This is a genomic window from Pseudomonas putida (assembly GCF_028682395.1).
Taxonomy (GTDB): domain Bacteria; phylum Pseudomonadota; class Gammaproteobacteria; order Pseudomonadales; family Pseudomonadaceae; genus Aquipseudomonas; species Aquipseudomonas putida_AB.
In genome coordinates this window covers 464,056-478,745 of the sequence record NZ_JANHLC010000002.1, presented here as the reverse complement: position 1 = coordinate 478,745, position 14,690 = coordinate 464,056, and the positions used below count along the sequence as shown (strand labels likewise).

Genomic DNA, 14,690 nt, shown 5'->3' with positions numbered 1-14,690 from the left:
GCTAAAATGCGCCGCCTTATCCGTCTGTAGGCTGCACCGTGCCATTTACCTGGGTTGATTGGGCGATTGTTGCAATCATCGCCGTCTCCGCTTTGATCAGTTTGAGCCGAGGTTTCGTCAAGGAAGCCTTGTCGCTGCTTACCTGGATCGTGGCCGGCGTCGTGGCCTGGATGTTTGGTGGCTCGTTGTCCGAGTACCTAGGCGGTTATATCGAAACTCCGTCAGCCCGCGTGATCGCGGGCTGCGCCATTATGTTTGTCGCGACCTTGCTGGTCGGCGCAATGATCAATTTTCTTATCGGCGAACTGATTCGCGTCACCGGGCTCTCCGGGACCGATCGATTCCTGGGCATGGCCTTCGGCGCGGCGCGTGGCGCGTTGCTGGTGGTCGTGGCAGTCGGGCTGTTGAGCCTGGGGCCGGTACAGCAGGATTCATGGTGGCGCGAGTCCAGGCTCGTGCCACAATTTCTATTGGTTGCCGATTGGTCCAAGAACCTCATTCTGGGGTGGAGCAGTCAGTGGCTAGCCAGCGGAGTCAGCGTACCCGCTGATATACCGTTCAAGGAACACCTCTTGCCGGCGACAACGGCGCAGTAGGTTGTGTTCAGTTCAGATCCATTAAGTAGGGGTTGCGTCGCATGTGTGGCATCGTCGGTATCGTCGGTAAGTCGAACGTCAATCAGGCGCTGTATGACGCGCTAACCGTCCTCCAGCACCGCGGCCAGGACGCTGCCGGTATCGTGACCAGCCATGATGGCCGGTTATTCCTGCGCAAGGACAACGGCCTGGTCCGTGATGTATTCCATCAACGACATATGCAGCGTCTGGTCGGTCACATGGGGATCGGCCACGTCCGCTACCCGACCGCTGGCAGCTCGACTTCGGCCGAAGCCCAGCCGTTCTATGTCAACTCGCCGTATGGCATCACCCTGGCGCACAACGGCAACCTGACCAACGTCGAGCAGTTGGCCAAGGAGATTTACGAATCCGACCTGCGCCACGTCAACACCAACTCCGATTCGGAAGTGCTGCTCAACGTCTTCGCCCATGAGCTCGCCCAGCGCGGCAAGTTGCAGCCGACCGAAGAAGATGTCTTCGCCGCCGTGACCGACGTGCACAACCGTTGCGTCGGCGGCTATGCGGTGGTGGCGATGATTACCGGCTACGGCATCGTCGGTTTCCGCGACCCCCATGGCATCCGTCCGATCGTCTTCGGCCAGCGTCATACCGACGAAGGCGTTGAGTACATGATCGCCTCGGAAAGCGTCTCCCTGGACGTGCTGGGCTTTACCCTGATTCGCGACCTGGCACCCGGCGAAGCGGTCTACATCACCGAAGAGGGCAAGCTGCATACCCGTCAGTGCGCGGTCAACCCGCAACTGACCCCGTGCATCTTCGAACACGTCTACCTGGCCCGCCCGGACTCGATCATCGACGGCGTCTCGGTGTACAAGGCCCGTCTGCGCATGGGCGAGAAACTGGCGGAGAAGATCCTGCGCGAGCGTCCCGAGCACGATATCGACGTGGTGATCCCGATCCCGGACACCAGCCGCACTGCCGCTCTGGAGCTGGCCAACCGTCTGGGTGTGAAATTCCGTGAAGGCTTCGTCAAGAACCGCTATATCGGCCGCACGTTCATCATGCCGGGCCAGGCTGCGCGCAAGAAGTCGGTGCGCCAGAAGCTCAACGCCATCGAACTCGAGTTCCGTGGCAAGAACGTGATGCTGGTGGATGACTCCATCGTGCGTGGCACCACCTGCAAGCAAATCATCCAGATGGCCCGTGAAGCTGGCGCGAAGAATGTCTACTTCTGCTCCGCTGCACCGGCCGTGCGTTACCCCAACGTCTACGGCATCGATATGCCGAGCGCTCACGAGTTGATCGCACATAACCGTACCACCCAGGACGTGGCCGATCTGATCGGTGCCGACTGGCTGGTGTACCAGGATCTGCCGGACCTGATCGAATCGGTCGGTGGCGGCAAGATCAAGATCGAGCAGTTCGACTGCGCGGTATTCGACGGCAAGTACGTCACCGGCGATGTCGACGAGGCCTACCTGAACAAGATCGAGCAGGCGCGTAACGACGCCTCCAAGGTCAAGACTCAGGCGGTCAGCGCCATTATCGATCTGTACAACAACTGATTGGGGAGTAGGCGGCATGACGCAGGATTGGGATGCCGGTCGGCTGGACAGCGATCTGGAAGGTGTAGCCTTCGATACCTTGGCCGTGCGTGCCGGCCAGCACCGTACGCCGGAAGGCGAGCACGGTGATCCGATGTTCTTCACTTCCAGCTACGTGTTCCGTACCGCCGCCGATGCGGCGGCGCGGTTCGCCGGGGAGGTGCCGGGCAATGTCTATTCGCGTTACACCAACCCGACGGTACGTGCTTTTGAAGAGCGTATCGCGGCCCTGGAAGGCGCTGAGCAGGCCGTTGCCACGGCCACGGGAATGGCCGCGATTCTGTCGGTGGTAATGAGCCTGTGCAGTGCCGGTGACCATGTATTGGTCTCGCGCAGTGTGTTCGGTTCGACCATCAGCCTGTTCGAGAAGTACTTCAAGCGCTTCGGGATCGAAGTCGACTATGTACCGCTTGCCGAGCTGGCCGGTTGGGATGCTGCGATCAAGGCCAACACCAAGCTGTTGTTCGTTGAGTCGCCCTCCAACCCGCTGGCCGAGCTGGTGGATATTGCCGCGCTGGCCGAAGTGGCTCACGCCAAGGGCGCGCTGCTGGTGGTGGATAACTGCTTCTGTACGCCAGCCCTGCAGCAACCGCTGAAGCTGGGCGCGGACGTGGTGGTGCACTCGGCGACCAAGTTTATCGACGGCCAAGGGCGTTGCATGGGCGGTGTGGTTGCCGGGCGCAGCGAACAGATGAAGGAAGTGGTGGGTTTCCTGCGCACGGCCGGGCCGACGCTGAGCCCGTTCAATGCCTGGATCTTTCTCAAGGGCCTGGAAACCCTCAGCCTGCGCATGCGTGCGCATTGTGCCAACGCCCTGGCGCTGGCCGAGTGGCTGGAGCGCCAGGAGGGCATCGAGAAGGTCCACTACGCCGGGCTCAAGAGCCACCCGCAACACGAACTGGCCCAGCGTCAGCAGCGTGGTTTCGGGGCGGTGGTGAGCTTCGAGGTCAAGGGTGGCAAGGAAGGTGCCTGGCGCTTTATCGACGCCACTCGGCTGATCTCCATCACCGCCAATCTGGGTGACAGCAAGACCACCATTACCCATCCAAGCAGCACCTCCCACGGCCGTCTGGCGCCGCAGGAGCGTGAAGCGGCCGGGATCCGCGACAGCCTGATCCGCGTTGCCGTGGGCCTGGAAGACGTGGCCGACCTGCAGGCCGACCTGGCGCGTGGTCTGGCTGCGTTGTGATCGAGTGGTCCATGGACGCGGCCGTTAGCCATAACGGCCGGGTCGCACTGGTGACCGGTGCGGCACGGGGTATCGGGCTGGGCATCGCCGCCTGGCTGATCTGCGAAGGTTGGCAGGTGGTGCTGGCCGATCTCGATCGGGGGCGTGGCGCGAAAGTGGCCGCGACCTTGGGCGAGAATGCCTGTTTTATCGCCATGGACGTGGCCGACGAAGCGCAAGTCGCCCAGGGTGTTGCCGAGGTGCTGCGCCGCTTTGGGCGCCTGGACGCGCTGGTCAGCAATGCCGCGGTGGCGGATCCGCACAATATGACCTTGGAAAGCCTCGACCTGGCGCACTGGAACCGCGTACTGGCGGTCAATCTCAGTGGCCCGATGTTGCTGGCCAAGTATTGCGCGCCGTACCTGCGTGCGCACTGCGGGGCGATCGTCAACCTCGCCTCGACCCGTGCCAGCCAGTCCGAACCCGACACCGAAGCCTATGCCGCGAGCAAGGGTGGGCTGGTGGCCCTGACCCATGCCCTGGCGATCAGCCTGGGCCCCGAGATTCGGGTCAATGCAGTCAGCCCGGGCTGGATCGATGCACGCGACCCTGCCGTGCGGCGGGCTGAACCGTTGAGCGAAGCCGACCATGCCCAGCACCCGGCGGGCAGGGTAGGGACCGTGGAAGATGTCGCGTCCATGGTTGCCTGGCTGCTTTCCAGGGGCGCCGGATTCGTCACGGGCCAGGAGTTCGTGATCGATGGCGGCATGAGCCGCAAGATGCATTGGGACTAGGCAGCCGCACGCGGCAAGCAGAAGTCGTCGGCGCTCTGCATGGGATCTGGCTTGCCGCTTCACGCTTGCCGCTGTTGTTTGCGCTGTTTTTAAAAAACTTCAAGCGGGCTATTGACTTAGGTTCGTTACCTGCGTAAATTTCGCGGCCTCAGCGAAGCAAAGGGTGATTAGCTCAGCCGGGAGAGCATCTGCCTTACAAGCAGAGGGTCGGCGGTTCGATCCCGTCATCACCCACCACTTCTTGAGGCTTTCGCAAGAAAGCAGGACGCTTCCAAGGGAGCATCCGACCGACGCGCAGCGGTAGTTCAGTCGGTTAGAATACCGGCCTGTCACGCCGGGGGTCGCGGGTTCGAGTCCCGTCCGCTGCGCCATATTTGTACAGATCGGCTTTGCCGGTCTGAGATTGAAAAGCACCGAAGCTTTTCAGTCACGGGTTTAAAAGCTGTACCAGATTTAACGATTCAAACGGACGCAAGTCCGAGCGATACGCAGCGGTAGTTCAGTCGGTTAGAATACCGGCCTGTCACGCCGGGGGTCGCGGGTTCGAGTCCCGTCCGCTGCGCCATATTTGCTTCGAGGCCCTTTGAACACCTCGAAGCTACGAAGAAAGCGACCTTAGGGTCGCTTTTTTCGTTTCTGACATTATCCAGCCGGCCTTCGAGCAAAAAGGCCAGGTGTTGGAGGGGCACGGTGGCGTGAATCTGCTCGGGGCTGGGAGCCTTCCAGTGGCTGAACGGTCAGCAGCCAGCGACAAACGCAAGGAGGCAACCGCCGATGCCCCCCTGGCGATCAACAGATTCGCGGTAATTGCTCCCCGGACAGCCAATCCACAATGCGCCGGCCGCCAAAGCGGGTGCGCATCTGCACAAAGCCGTGGGCGTCTTCCTGCACGCTGCCGATCTGCACGGCGTCCCGGCCCAGGGGGTGCTGGCGCATCACGTCGAGCAGCGAGCGGGCATCGGCTTCGGCGCAGATGGCCACCAGCTTGCCCTCGTTGGCGATATACAGCGGGTCCAGGCCCAGCAGTTCGCAGGCGGCATCGACCTGAGGCAACACCGGGATCGCCGCTTCATCGAGCAACATCCCCACCGAGGATTGCCCGGCGATTTCATTCAGGGTCGTGGCCAGGCCGCCCCGGGTCGGGTCGCGCAAGACGCGGATGCCTGGCACCACTTCCAGCATCTGCGCCACCAGCCCGTGGAGGGCGGCGCTGTCCGAGCGGATCTCGGTGTCGAACTCCAGGGATTCGCGCTTGGACATGATCGCCACGCCATGCTCGCCAATGCTGCCCGACAACAGGATCACATCGCCGGGTCGGGCCCGGTGCCCGCCGGTGTCGATACCGGCAGGCACCACGCCAATGCCGGTGGTGCTGATAAATACCCCATCGCCCTTGCCGCGCTCGACCACCTTGGTATCGCCGGTGATGATCGGCACGCCGGCCGCCCGCGACGCGGCGCCCATGGCGTCAGCAATACGCTTGAGATCGGCCAGGGGGAAGCCTTCTTCGAGAATAAAGCTGGCCGACAGATAGAGCGGGCGGGCGCCGCTCATGGCCACGTCGTTCAGGGTGCCGTGGACCGCCAGGCTGCCGATGTCGCCGCCGGGGAAAAACAGCGGGGAGACGACGTGGGCGTCGGTGGCCATGACCATTTTCTCCCCGGGTGCCAGTGGCGGGACAAACACCGCACCGTCGTTGCCCTCGCGCAGCCAGGGATTGTCGAAGGCCTTGAGAAACAGCTCCTCGATCAATTGCGCCGAGGCACGCCCGCCGGCGCCATGGCCCATATCGACCCGGCCGTCGCGCAGATTCAGGGGCCGCACATAACCCCGTTTGACCGTTGGCGATGCGTTCATAGGGCCTGTACCTCGATATCTTTGTAGCGCCCGTAGGCATAGTGGGCGGCGCAGGCGCCTTCGTTGGAGACCATGCATGAGCCCATGGGGTTTTCCGGGGTGCAGACGGTGCCGAACAACTTGCAGTCGATGGGTTTTTTCTGCCCGCGCAGTATCGGCCCGCACTCGCAGGCCTTGTGGTCCGGCACCGGCTGATAGCTGAGCCCGAAGCGCGCTTCGGCGTCAAAACGGGCGAGGGCCGGGCGGATCTTCAGGGCGCTGTGGGCGACCTCACCCAAGCCGCGCCATTCAAAGCTGGGGCGCAGCTCGAAGACCGCGTCCATCAGGCCTTGGGCCGCGAGGTTGCCGTGGCGGTCGACCGCGCGGACAAATTCATTTTCCACCTCGGCGCGGCCTTCATTGACCTGGCGGACCAGCATCAGGATCGCCTGCATCACATCCAGCGGTTCGAAGCCGGCGATCACCACGGGCTTGCGATAGCGCGCGGCAAAATCCTCATAAGGCTGCGAGCCGATAATGATGCTGACATGGGCCGGGCCGACAAAGCCTTCCAGGTGCACGGCGGTGCTCGCGTCGAGCTCGGGGGCGGCGAGGATATGGGCGATGGCGGCGGGGGTCAGCACGTGGCAGCAAAGCACGCTGAAATTATCCAGACCACGGGCGGCGGCTTCGCGGATCACCAGGGCGGTGGGCGGCGTGGTGGTTTCAAACCCGATGGCAAAGAACACCACCTGGCGCGTCGGGTTGTCCGTGGCGATCTTCAACGCATCGAGGGGCGAGTAGATCATCCGGATATCACCGCCCTGGGCCTTGGCCCGCAGCAGCGACAGGCCGGCGGAGGCCGGTACGCGCAGAGTGTCACCGTAGCTACAGAGAATCACCCCCTCTTCCAGGGCCAGCTTGACCGCCAGGTCGATGCGCCCGATTGGCAGCACGCACACCGGGCAGCCGGGGCCGTGGATCATCTGCACATTGGCCGGCAGTAGGTCGCTGACGCCATAGCGCGAAATGGCATGGGTATGGCCGCCGCAGAACTCCATAAAGCGGTAGTCGCGTTCGGGCCGGGCTTCGGCGCGTATGCGGGCGGCTATGCGCTGGGCTAGCTCGCCGTCGCGGTATTCGTCGATGTATTTCATGGGGTCTGCGCTTGGGCCTGGTTCAGTTCGGCAAACATGTCCAGCGTGCGCTGGGCTTCTTCGGGGTCGATCAGGCCCAGGGCGTAGCCGACATGGACAATCACGTAGTCATCGAGCTGCGCTTCGGGTACCAGGGCCAGGGAGATCTCCTTGCGGATCCCTCCCAGGTCGACCACGGCGATCTGGTGGTCGCGCAATTGCACCACCCGGGCAGGAATGGCTAGGCACATGGGGGCGGTTCCTCAAGGGGCAGGGCAATCGAGTGGGCCAGGTCTGGCCAGTGGCTGGCGACCCAGGCCTGGCCCACGGCGAGGCCGGCATCGCCGCAGGACACAGCCTGGGCGCTGTAGACCCGCAGGCCCCGGGCTTTCAGATGTTGGGTCAGGAGGCGACTGAGCAGCCGATTGGCGAAGCAACCGCCACCCAGGGCCACGGGCAGGGAACGCCGGCCATGAGCGACCCAGTCGGCCAGCGCGGCGGCCAGGGTCAGATGGAAGAGCGCGGCGCCTTGCGCACTGCGGCCCTGGTCGGCCAGGTCGAACAGCCGGCTCAGCAGGGGGCGCAGGTCGAGCACCGACTCGGCGGTGATCGACCACAAGCCGCTGACGGCGGGAGCGCAGTGCTCGGTCAGGTACTCGCTGGCCAGTTTTTCCAGGGCCATGGCGGCCTCGGCTTCGAAGTCCTGGCGCACGCTAAGGCCGAGGATCCCAGCGGCCACATCGAACCAGCGTCCGGCCCCGGTACTGAGCGGGCAGTTGAGCTGGCGCTCCAGCATCAGGGCGACGGTATTGGCACTGCGCTCGCCCACGAGCGGGCCCAGGCGTGCTGGAATCTCGGCGGCCCGCCCTAGCAGGTGCAGTGCCGCTGCCACCAGTCGCCAGGGCTCGCGGGCCGCTATATCGCCGCCCGGCAGCGCCAGTGGCCACAGATGCCCCAAACGGCACCAGGCCTGGGGCGCGACCCAAAGCAGTTCGCCGCCCCAGGCGGCGCCATCGCTGCCCAGGCCGACACCGTCCAGGGCCAGCCCCAAGACCGGTTCGTTCAGGCCGTGCTCGGCCATCAGCGCGCCGATATGGGCGTGGTGGTGCTGCACGGCGAGGCTCGGTACTTGCAACTGGGCGGCCACGGCCAGCGCCCGCTGGGTGCTGTAGAAGTCCGGGTGTAGATCGTGGGCCACTGCGCGCAGCGGCTGGCGGGTCGCGGCCAACAGGCGTTGCAGGGACGCGTCGAGGTCCAGGCAGCTTTGCGGGTCGCCCAGGTCGCCATGCACCGGCGACCAGTGCACCTGGTCGTCTTCGAGCAGGCACGCGGCATTTTTCAGCCAGGCGCCACAGGCAAGTACCGGAGGGCCGTCGACCGGCACGGGCAGTGTCTGTTTATGCACCTGCGGCGCCCTCGGCCTTGAGCGCGGCCAGCTCGGCCTCCAATGCGGCGATCCGCGCCGCGCGCGGGTCGCTGGCGGGGGCGCCGGCCAGCAGCCAGTCGAGCCAGGCATCCATGCCGCTGCCATCGCGGGCGCTGACCTGTAGCACTTGCAGGGCCGGGTTGACCTGGTGGGCGTAGTCCAGGCAGCGCTGCACATCGAAATCCAGGTGCGGCAGCAGGTCGATCTTGTTGAGGATCATTAGGCGCGCGGCGGCAAACATGTCCGGGTACTTGAGCGGTTTGTCCTCGCCTTCGGTGACCGACAGAATCGCCACCTTGCCGGTTTCGCCCAGGTCCCACAGGGCCGGGCAGACCAGGTTGCCGACATTCTCGATAAACAGCAGCGCCGCTGGCCCTTCGCCCGTGCGCGGTGCGTGATGGTGGTGGGGCTGATGGACCTGCACATGGCGGTGCGCGTGGGCGTCGATGGGGGTCGGGCCGTGGCTGTGGCTCGCGCCATGCAGGGCATCGTTGAGGGGCAGGCGGGCATAGGCCTCGCTGACCATCCGCGCATCCAGGTGACAGCCCTTGCCGGTATTGATCTGGATGGCCGCTACCCCGGTTTCGCGAATGCGCTCGGCATCGTGGCGGGTTTGCTGGTCGCCTTCGATCACCGCCAGGGGCAGTTGTGGATGGCGTTCGCGCAGCGCCCGCAGGGTGGCGCACAGCAGGGTGGTCTTGCCCGAGCCGGGGCTGGACACCAGGTTCAGCGCCAGTACGCCGTGGGCGGTGAAGTTGTCGCGGTTGCGTGCTGCATGGCGGTCGTTTTCGCCCAGCACATCCTGCTCCAGGCGAATGGTCCGCGCCTGGCTCAGGCCCGGCACCGAGACCCGCGCCGCGCCGGCGCCGTAATGCAGGTCGCCATGGGCATCGACCTGCACATCGTTCTGCACCTGGGGTCGGCCTGAGACGGGTTTATCGTGGGAGTGGTCCGAGCTGCAACCGCACACAACGCACATGATGGTTCTCCAGACAGTGATCAGTGATCCTCGACCTGCAGGTCGAGAATGCGTAATTCGGTGCCGCCGTTGGGTTGCAGCCAGAAGCCTTGGCAATGGGGGCAGGGTGCGCCCCGTTCGGCCAGGGGCACGCTGCTGGCGCAGTCCAGGCACCAGGCCTGGCCTTCGGGTTCTTCGATGTCGATGCTGGCGCCTTCGAGCAGGGTGCCGGGCGCCAGGGCCTCCAGGGCGAAGCGCAGGGCGCGGACCTCGACGCCGGACAGGCGCCCGGCCTCCAGGCGCAGGCGGCTGACCCGGACAAAAGGGTCCTGGCGGGCGGCAGCTTCGACGGCATTGAGAATACCGCCAGCCAGACTGACTTCATGCATGGTCGTCGGGTCCTGGTTCGGCGCTCGGATGGGGCGCCAGGGTAAACGGAATACACGGGTCGTAGGCTGCCATCAACAGGCGCGCCTGGCGCTCGCTGCGGGTGGTGCCGGGCGCCAAGGCCGCGAGGGCCCGGGCCAGCGCTCCGTGAGGGTGCAGATTCCATTCGGTGGGTGCAATCACCTGATAGTCGCAAATGCGTCCGCCCGATGCTTCAGGCTCCAGGCAGACGCGGTGGATCAACAGTCCGCGGGCGGTCTCGCTCCAGGCCAGGCCCTCGCCGGGGGCCAATTGCAGGGCGCCCATGGCCAGTTCTGCCGGCTGGGGCAGGGCCAGGCGAGCCAGCTCGGCGACATGGGCGCCCAGGCGCAGCCAACTGGAGTCGAATTGCTCGGGCGCGGCTTGCGCCTCGCGGGTCCAGCAGCCGGTTTCACAGGGCAGGCCCTGCAGGTCCGGGTGCTGGGGAAAGTCCAGGGTGCTGCGCAGTCGTTCGGCGATATAGCCCAGGCTCGCGCTGGCATTGGCGCCGCGGGTGCCCAGGCGCAAGGGCCTGACAGCCAGCGGGAGATCATCGTCCCGGCAGGCGGCCAGCGCGGCGGCCAGCCAGTGTCCGCTGCGCTGGGTCCAGGCTCGCAGGGTCTGACGCGGGTCGGCCTGCCATTCGCTCAGCCAGGTTGCCAGGGGGCTGTCGAGCCAGGTACTCATGGTGGCTTCGGGGGCCAGTTCCCATTCACGCAGGACTTCGATCGCCGGTGGCGTAAAGCCGAGCCGGGCCGGCCAGTCGATCACCAGGCGACGCAGGTGTTCGCGGCGATTTTCGGCCTGGAGCGCCTGGAGCGCCAGCGGGTCGAGCTGGGGCGTGCCCTGGCGCGCGGCATTCACAGCCAGGCGTGCGGTCAGCCGATGGGCCTGGCCGCACAGGCTGTAGAGCAGCGGCAGACGTTGGACGGCGGCATCGCCAGGTTGGCCTCGCAACAGGCGTGCGGCGAGCAGGGGGCGGCTGCCGACGATCGCCGGCTGTTGCCCGGGACGGATCAGCAGGGAACCGCCGAGGCGTGACAGGGCCATGCTCACTCGCCAGCCCCCGCAAGACGCCCGAACAACAGCGCGCGGCGGTTCAGCACCGGGCGTGAGGGAGGCGAGGGGGCCGGCGGCTCGCGCAGCAGGCGCAAGACTTCTTCGGCTGTGGCCAGGGCGCTCGCCTGATCGGCGAACTCCAACACTGGGGAAAACAGCGAGCAGCTTTCATAAGGCCCCAGCAGCTCATCGTCGACGCCGATAAAATCCAGCGTTTGTTCACCCAGGCGCCGGCCACGGGAGGCACCGGGGGCCAGTGGGGGATCGTCGGTCGTGCTGCGCCAGATCAGGTTCATAAACCAGGGGGTCAGCAGGATGCCCAGGGTGCCCGGTGGTGCGGGCGCCGCGGCATCGATCTGCGGGGCAAAGCCGATCGCGGCCACCTGCAGGCGCGGGTTGAGTACCGGGACGCCACGCATGCGTGTGTCGGCAATGTGCTCGAAGCGCGCCGTCAGGGCGAGGGCCCAGTCAGGCGGCGGGTTCATCGATCACCATAAATTGCTCGGCGGCGCCGTCGCAGGTTGGGCAGCGCCAGTGCTCGGGCAGTTGGGCGAAGGGCGTGCCGGGCGGGATCTGCCAGACCGGATCGCCTTCGGCCGGGTCATAGACCCACCAGCAGATCTTGCATTCCAGGCGTGTCGCCGCGTCGATCCGGGCGTTGTCGCCTAGGTAGCTGCCTTCGAAGCCGTTCAGCTCGCTCATTTCACTGGCCCTCGAACCATTGGATCACGTCTTCGAAGCGTTCCAGCGAGTCGCTGAGGTCTTCCGGCGCGGCGCAGATCACTTCCGGCAGGTCGGTGATCTCGATGGTGTCGAGGATCATTGCGTCCTGGGAGTTGAAGTAGGTCAAACGCCAGACATTGGCGACCTGCGTGCTGCTGATGCGGCAATTGCCATAGCCCCGGGTCAGGGCCAGTACCGGGCCGCTGCCCAGGCACTGGTCGAGAAAACCGACGTCTTGCTCCGACAGCGGCAGCAGTGTCAGGTTGATCACATGGGCCGGATGCCCGCTTTGCCAGTGCTGCGCCTGGTCTTCGATCTCGGTCAGGATCGACGGTGCGTTCATCACGCCGGCGGGCAGCTCGGCCGGCAGGTCGAACGGCAGCGGCCGGGTGCCGACCCGGGCACTGGCGCGCAGATGGGCGGGTGCGGCCGCGACGTCGACACGGTCCTCGTGCTCGCCGACCGTGCGCCAGATCCCGGCAAAGATTGATTCCTGGATCCGCTGCGCCGGCTGTTCGCCGACCCGGATACTGACTTCGCCCTCGCCCAGCAACTGATCGAGCAGGGCCCGGTCGCCGACGCTATAACCGCTCAGGTCGAGGCCGGGGGCCGGTTCGCCCCGCACGGCCAGGCGCAGGTGTTCGAGCAGTATTTGCAGGGCCTGGCGGGCGCCGGGCTGCTTGTCCAGTTCTTCCGGTTCCGGGAGCATGGGCAGGCTGTGGGTGTACATGCCCTGGGGCATGCTGATGTATTCGAGCACCTCGTCCTCTTCGGGCTGCGAGCCGGGGCCGATATCCATCAGGGGGATGTATTGCAGAGGGTCCATGGGGCTCTCCCGATTCACTGGCAACCTCCGGTCACGGGGTGATCCGTGGTGTTCAGCAGGGCGATCCGCGCATTGCTCTGGTTCAGGGCCTGCTCGGCCAGGCGCAGGTAATCGTCCCAGTCGTGCATGCCGTCCAGGACCGTGACATAGCCGCCATCGCGCAGCCAGACCAGGGTCGGCCAGCGGCGCAGGGCAAAGCGCGCGGCAATGGTTTCCTCTTCACTGCGCTGGACCACGCCGATGCGCACGTGGCGCCCATGGCGGCGGGCGACTTCGCGGCGCAGCTCGGGCAGGACCACCGCGACATCCAGGGATTCGGGGTGGCGCACCGGGTCACCGCACAGCAGCAGCCAGCACTCGCCGCCGTCGGCCAGCCAGGCGTCGAGGTTGGCGCTGTCGATCCAGTGGGCGTCAAATTCGTCCACCAGGCGGCTGATCAGGGGCGGCACGGCCGGCGAGGTCGGGATGGGGGCCATGAAGACCGCGGAATCGCTCATTTCAATTCACTCTTTAATGGGCCGGGTGTCGGCGCGGGCTGGCCGAGCAGGGCGGCCAGTTGTTCGCCGCTGAGGGCCGAGGGCAGGCTGAAGGGCGCGCTGTCGGCGGCCTCGGACCCGGCGCCGAACAGTGCCGCGTCGAGCAGGGCCAGGGTCGCGTTGATTTCTTCGGCACGTTGCGGATCGAGGCGCTCGCGGGCGGCATCGAGAAAAATCAGCAGCCAGTCGCCGGGCGCGCACGGGCCGACCAGGGCGGTATCGATGCGCCGGCGCTGGCCCTGGCGGTCATGGCACAGGGCGAAGCCGGTGCTGGCGCTGAGTACCTGCATGGGCAGGCCGATGCACATCTCAGCGCTGCCTGGCGAGGATGCGTTCGTCACCGATCCGGCAGGCCTGCTGCTCGGAAGGCCGTTCGCTTTCGTAGCGCTGGAGTTGCAGGTGCGGCAGGGTCACCGCGTCATCGCCGGTCAAGGGCTCGGCGCGCTTGCTCGGCGCCGCGCCCCAACTGTCGAGCACCCGCACGGCTTCGTCGAGGGCCAGCTCCAGGGCGGCCTTGACGCTGGGGCGCAGGCTGCCGCCGTAGTCCATCATATGTTCGGGCTGGCAGCCGATCAGCAGGACTTTTTCGGGGTAGTGCCCGGTCAACTGGGCCAGCATCAGCACCTCCTGGAAGCCGGTCTGGTGCAGGCTGAGCTTCTTGATGCCGAGGAACTTGGGGACCTCGTCGTCGGCGATGAATTTCAGCTCGCCGGGGGCCAGGTTGTAGTCCACGGCATCGAAGATCAGCAGGTAGTCGGCCTGCTGCACGTGCTGGATCAGGTACAGGCCCTGGGTGCCGCCGTCGATCAGGGCCACATGCTCGGCAAACTCGTAGCGCTGTTGCAGGGCTTCGACGCAGCGTACGCCAAAGCCTTCGTCGGCCCACAGCAGGTTGCCGATGCCGAGCACGGTGATGCGCGGCGTTTGGGTGTCGGGAAGAGCGGTCGAGGACGTCATTTCTTATAGGTCTTGTAGCCGGAGATCATGGCGCCGACCAGGCTCAGCCGGCCGCCGATTTCTTCACGCACGGCGGCGTAAACGTGGAGTGCGACAAACAGCAGGATCAGCCACATGCCCAGGTGGTGCAGGGTGTGCACGTTCTGCGACTGGCCCAGTAGCGGCAGGACCCAACCAAACATGCGCTCCTGCCAGGAGCCCATCTGCGAGCCCTCGCCGTACAGGGCGAAACCGGTCAGCAGCATAAAGAGCGAGCCGAGCATAAAGATAAAGAACATGGCAAAACGCGACAGCGGGTTGTGCCCGAACATCGGCGCCGGGACCGGGCCGATAAACAGGTAGTAGCGCAGCCAGGCGCCGAAATCGCGCCAGTAGGCGCCGTTCAGGACCGGCACCCAGAACAGCTCGCGGGCGTGGTGGTTACCCACCAGGGCCCAGTAGGCCCGCCCGATGATGCCGATGGCGAAGAGGTACGCGGCGGCAAAATGGGCAAAGCGGATATAGCCCATCACGAAATGGTCGCTGGCTTCGCCCGGCTGTGTCGGCAAGGGCGAGCCGATCAGGTAGCCGGTCACGGCCAGGACCACGATGCACGCGGCGTTGACCCAGTGCCACAGGCGCACGGGGGCCTCGTAGACATACTCCGAGGGGGGCAGAAGACCTTCAGTAGGTTGGCTCATATCG

The 14,690-nt window shown here is 65.5% G+C and carries 18 protein-coding genes and 3 tRNA genes; 7 read left to right on the top strand and 14 right to left on the bottom strand.

Annotated features, from left to right (window positions below; all coding sequences use genetic code 11):
- Positions 1 to 38: 38 nt before the first annotated feature.
- The 7 genes from NPS46_RS07520 to NPS46_RS07490 all read left to right on the top strand — a co-directional run bounded on the left by NPS46_RS07520 (position 39) and on the right by NPS46_RS07490 (position 4,709).
- Positions 39 to 596: a CvpA family protein gene (locus NPS46_RS07520; RefSeq protein WP_274105799.1), complete on the top strand. Its 558-nt coding sequence runs from the start codon at positions 39 to 41 to the stop codon at positions 594 to 596.
- A gap of 41 nt (positions 597 to 637) precedes the next feature.
- Entirely contained in the window at positions 638 to 2,143 is a 1,506-nt protein-coding gene (purF, locus tag NPS46_RS07515) for an amidophosphoribosyltransferase (RefSeq protein WP_274105798.1), read from the top strand.
- Positions 2,144 to 2,159: 16 nt separating this feature from the next.
- Positions 2,160 to 3,371 carry an O-succinylhomoserine sulfhydrylase gene (locus NPS46_RS07510; RefSeq protein WP_274105797.1) on the top strand — a complete coding sequence of 404 codons (1,212 nt, stop codon included), beginning with the start codon at positions 2,160 to 2,162 and terminating at the stop codon, positions 3,369 to 3,371.
- An 11-nt stretch (positions 3,372 to 3,382) separates the two neighbouring features.
- Positions 3,383 to 4,144 carry an SDR family oxidoreductase gene (locus NPS46_RS07505; RefSeq protein ID WP_274105796.1) on the top strand — a complete coding sequence of 254 codons (762 nt, stop codon included), beginning with the start codon at positions 3,383 to 3,385 and terminating at the stop codon, positions 4,142 to 4,144.
- A gap of 161 nt (positions 4,145 to 4,305) precedes the next feature.
- Positions 4,306 to 4,381, top strand: a tRNA-Val gene (locus NPS46_RS07500).
- A 57-nt stretch (positions 4,382 to 4,438) separates the two neighbouring features.
- Positions 4,439 to 4,515: transfer RNA gene (locus tag NPS46_RS07495), tRNA-Asp, on the top strand.
- A gap of 117 nt (positions 4,516 to 4,632) precedes the next feature.
- Positions 4,633 to 4,709 (top strand) — tRNA-Asp (locus NPS46_RS07490).
- Between the two features lie 224 nt (positions 4,710 to 4,933).
- Here the strand turns inward: NPS46_RS07490 and hypE are convergent.
- The 14 genes from hypE to cybH are packed head-to-tail and all read right to left on the bottom strand — an operon-like array spanning position 4,934 to position 14,686.
- Entirely contained in the window at positions 4,934 to 5,968 is a 1,035-nt protein-coding gene (gene hypE / locus NPS46_RS07485) for a hydrogenase expression/formation protein HypE (RefSeq protein ID WP_274106042.1), read from the bottom strand.
- Positions 5,969 to 5,997: 29 nt separating this feature from the next.
- On the bottom strand, positions 5,998 to 7,137 hold the full coding sequence (hypD, locus tag NPS46_RS07480; protein WP_274105795.1) for a hydrogenase formation protein HypD: 1,140 nt from the start codon (positions 7,135 to 7,137) through the stop codon (positions 5,998 to 6,000).
- Positions 7,134 to 7,367 (bottom strand): HypC/HybG/HupF family hydrogenase formation chaperone, encoded by a 234-nt coding sequence (locus NPS46_RS07475; RefSeq protein ID WP_274105794.1) that lies wholly within the window; start codon positions 7,365 to 7,367, stop codon positions 7,134 to 7,136. The genes hypD and NPS46_RS07475 overlap by 4 nt, the downstream gene beginning before the upstream one ends.
- Entirely contained in the window at positions 7,358 to 8,521 is a 1,164-nt protein-coding gene (locus tag NPS46_RS07470; RefSeq protein WP_274105793.1) for a carbamoyltransferase HypF, read from the bottom strand. Before NPS46_RS07470 ends, NPS46_RS07475 begins: the two co-directional genes overlap by 10 nt.
- The gene (gene hypB, locus NPS46_RS07465; protein WP_274105792.1) at positions 8,514 to 9,521 is read right to left on the bottom strand and encodes a hydrogenase nickel incorporation protein HypB; all 1,008 of its coding nucleotides are present in this window, start codon (positions 9,519 to 9,521) and stop codon (positions 8,514 to 8,516) included. Before hypB ends, NPS46_RS07470 begins: the two co-directional genes overlap by 8 nt.
- 20 nt (positions 9,522 to 9,541) lie before the next feature.
- Complete coding sequence (locus tag NPS46_RS07460; protein WP_274105791.1) at positions 9,542 to 9,889, bottom strand: hydrogenase maturation nickel metallochaperone HypA; 348 nt, start codon at positions 9,887 to 9,889, stop codon at positions 9,542 to 9,544.
- Entirely contained in the window at positions 9,882 to 10,955 is a 1,074-nt protein-coding gene (locus tag NPS46_RS07455) for a HoxV (protein WP_274105790.1), read from the bottom strand. The genes NPS46_RS07460 and NPS46_RS07455 overlap by 8 nt, the downstream gene beginning before the upstream one ends.
- Positions 10,956 to 10,957: 2 nt before the next feature.
- Positions 10,958 to 11,449: a [NiFe]-hydrogenase assembly chaperone HybE gene (gene hybE / locus NPS46_RS07450; protein WP_274105789.1), complete on the bottom strand. Its 492-nt coding sequence runs from the start codon at positions 11,447 to 11,449 to the stop codon at positions 10,958 to 10,960.
- Complete coding sequence (locus NPS46_RS07445; protein WP_274105788.1) at positions 11,433 to 11,666, bottom strand: rubredoxin; 234 nt, start codon at positions 11,664 to 11,666, stop codon at positions 11,433 to 11,435. The genes hybE and NPS46_RS07445 overlap by 17 nt, the downstream gene beginning before the upstream one ends.
- A 1-nt stretch (position 11,667) precedes the next feature.
- Positions 11,668 to 12,513, bottom strand: a complete 846-nt coding sequence (locus NPS46_RS07440) for a hydrogenase expression/formation protein (protein WP_274105787.1) — start codon at positions 12,511 to 12,513, stop codon at positions 11,668 to 11,670.
- Between the two features lie 14 nt (positions 12,514 to 12,527).
- Complete coding sequence (locus NPS46_RS07435) at positions 12,528 to 13,010, bottom strand: hydrogenase (protein WP_274105786.1); 483 nt, start codon at positions 13,008 to 13,010, stop codon at positions 12,528 to 12,530.
- Positions 13,007 to 13,357, bottom strand: coding sequence for a HypC/HybG/HupF family hydrogenase formation chaperone (locus tag NPS46_RS07430; protein WP_274105785.1), 351 nt, complete (start codon positions 13,355 to 13,357; stop codon positions 13,007 to 13,009). The genes NPS46_RS07435 and NPS46_RS07430 overlap by 4 nt, the downstream gene beginning before the upstream one ends.
- A gap of 1 nt (position 13,358) precedes the next feature.
- The gene (locus tag NPS46_RS07425; protein ID WP_274105784.1) at positions 13,359 to 14,006 is read right to left on the bottom strand and encodes a HyaD/HybD family hydrogenase maturation endopeptidase; all 648 of its coding nucleotides are present in this window, start codon (positions 14,004 to 14,006) and stop codon (positions 13,359 to 13,361) included.
- A complete protein-coding gene (cybH, locus tag NPS46_RS07420) occupies positions 14,003 to 14,686 on the bottom strand; it encodes a Ni/Fe-hydrogenase, b-type cytochrome subunit (RefSeq protein WP_274105783.1) in 684 nt (227 codons plus the stop codon). The genes NPS46_RS07425 and cybH overlap by 4 nt, the downstream gene beginning before the upstream one ends.
- Positions 14,687 to 14,690: the final 4 nt, after the last annotated feature.

What these genes read in the sequence shown, in the direction of transcription:
- NPS46_RS07510 (WP_274105797.1), top strand. Translation starts at nt 2,160, where the DNA reads ATGACGCAGGATTGGGATGCCGGTCGGCTGGACAGCGATCTGGAAGGT.
- NPS46_RS07445 (WP_274105788.1), bottom strand. Translation starts at nt 11,666, where the DNA reads ATGAGCGAGCTGAACGGCTTCGAAGGCAGCTACCTAGGCGACAACGCC.
- NPS46_RS07440 (WP_274105787.1), bottom strand. Translation starts at nt 12,513, where the DNA reads ATGGACCCTCTGCAATACATCCCCCTGATGGATATCGGCCCCGGCTCG.
- NPS46_RS07475 (WP_274105794.1), bottom strand. Translation starts at nt 7,367, where the DNA reads ATGTGCCTAGCCATTCCTGCCCGGGTGGTGCAATTGCGCGACCACCAG.
- cybH (WP_274105783.1), bottom strand. Translation starts at nt 14,686, where the DNA reads ATGAGCCAACCTACTGAAGGTCTTCTGCCCCCCTCGGAGTATGTCTAC.
- hybE (WP_274105789.1), bottom strand. Translation starts at nt 11,449, where the DNA reads ATGAACCCGCCGCCTGACTGGGCCCTCGCCCTGACGGCGCGCTTCGAG.
- NPS46_RS07425 (WP_274105784.1), bottom strand. Translation starts at nt 14,006, where the DNA reads ATGACGTCCTCGACCGCTCTTCCCGACACCCAAACGCCGCGCATCACC.
- hypB (WP_274105792.1), bottom strand. Translation starts at nt 9,521, where the DNA reads ATGTGCGTTGTGTGCGGTTGCAGCTCGGACCACTCCCACGATAAACCC.
- purF (WP_274105798.1), top strand. Translation starts at nt 638, where the DNA reads ATGTGTGGCATCGTCGGTATCGTCGGTAAGTCGAACGTCAATCAGGCG.
- NPS46_RS07505 (WP_274105796.1), top strand. Translation starts at nt 3,383, where the DNA reads ATGGACGCGGCCGTTAGCCATAACGGCCGGGTCGCACTGGTGACCGGT.
- hypD (WP_274105795.1), bottom strand. Translation starts at nt 7,137, where the DNA reads ATGAAATACATCGACGAATACCGCGACGGCGAGCTAGCCCAGCGCATA.
- NPS46_RS07455 (WP_274105790.1), bottom strand. Translation starts at nt 10,955, where the DNA reads ATGGCCCTGTCACGCCTCGGCGGTTCCCTGCTGATCCGTCCCGGGCAA.
- NPS46_RS07435 (WP_274105786.1), bottom strand. Translation starts at nt 13,010, where the DNA reads ATGAGCGATTCCGCGGTCTTCATGGCCCCCATCCCGACCTCGCCGGCC.
- NPS46_RS07430 (WP_274105785.1), bottom strand. Translation starts at nt 13,357, where the DNA reads ATGTGCATCGGCCTGCCCATGCAGGTACTCAGCGCCAGCACCGGCTTC.
- NPS46_RS07460 (WP_274105791.1), bottom strand. Translation starts at nt 9,889, where the DNA reads ATGCATGAAGTCAGTCTGGCTGGCGGTATTCTCAATGCCGTCGAAGCT.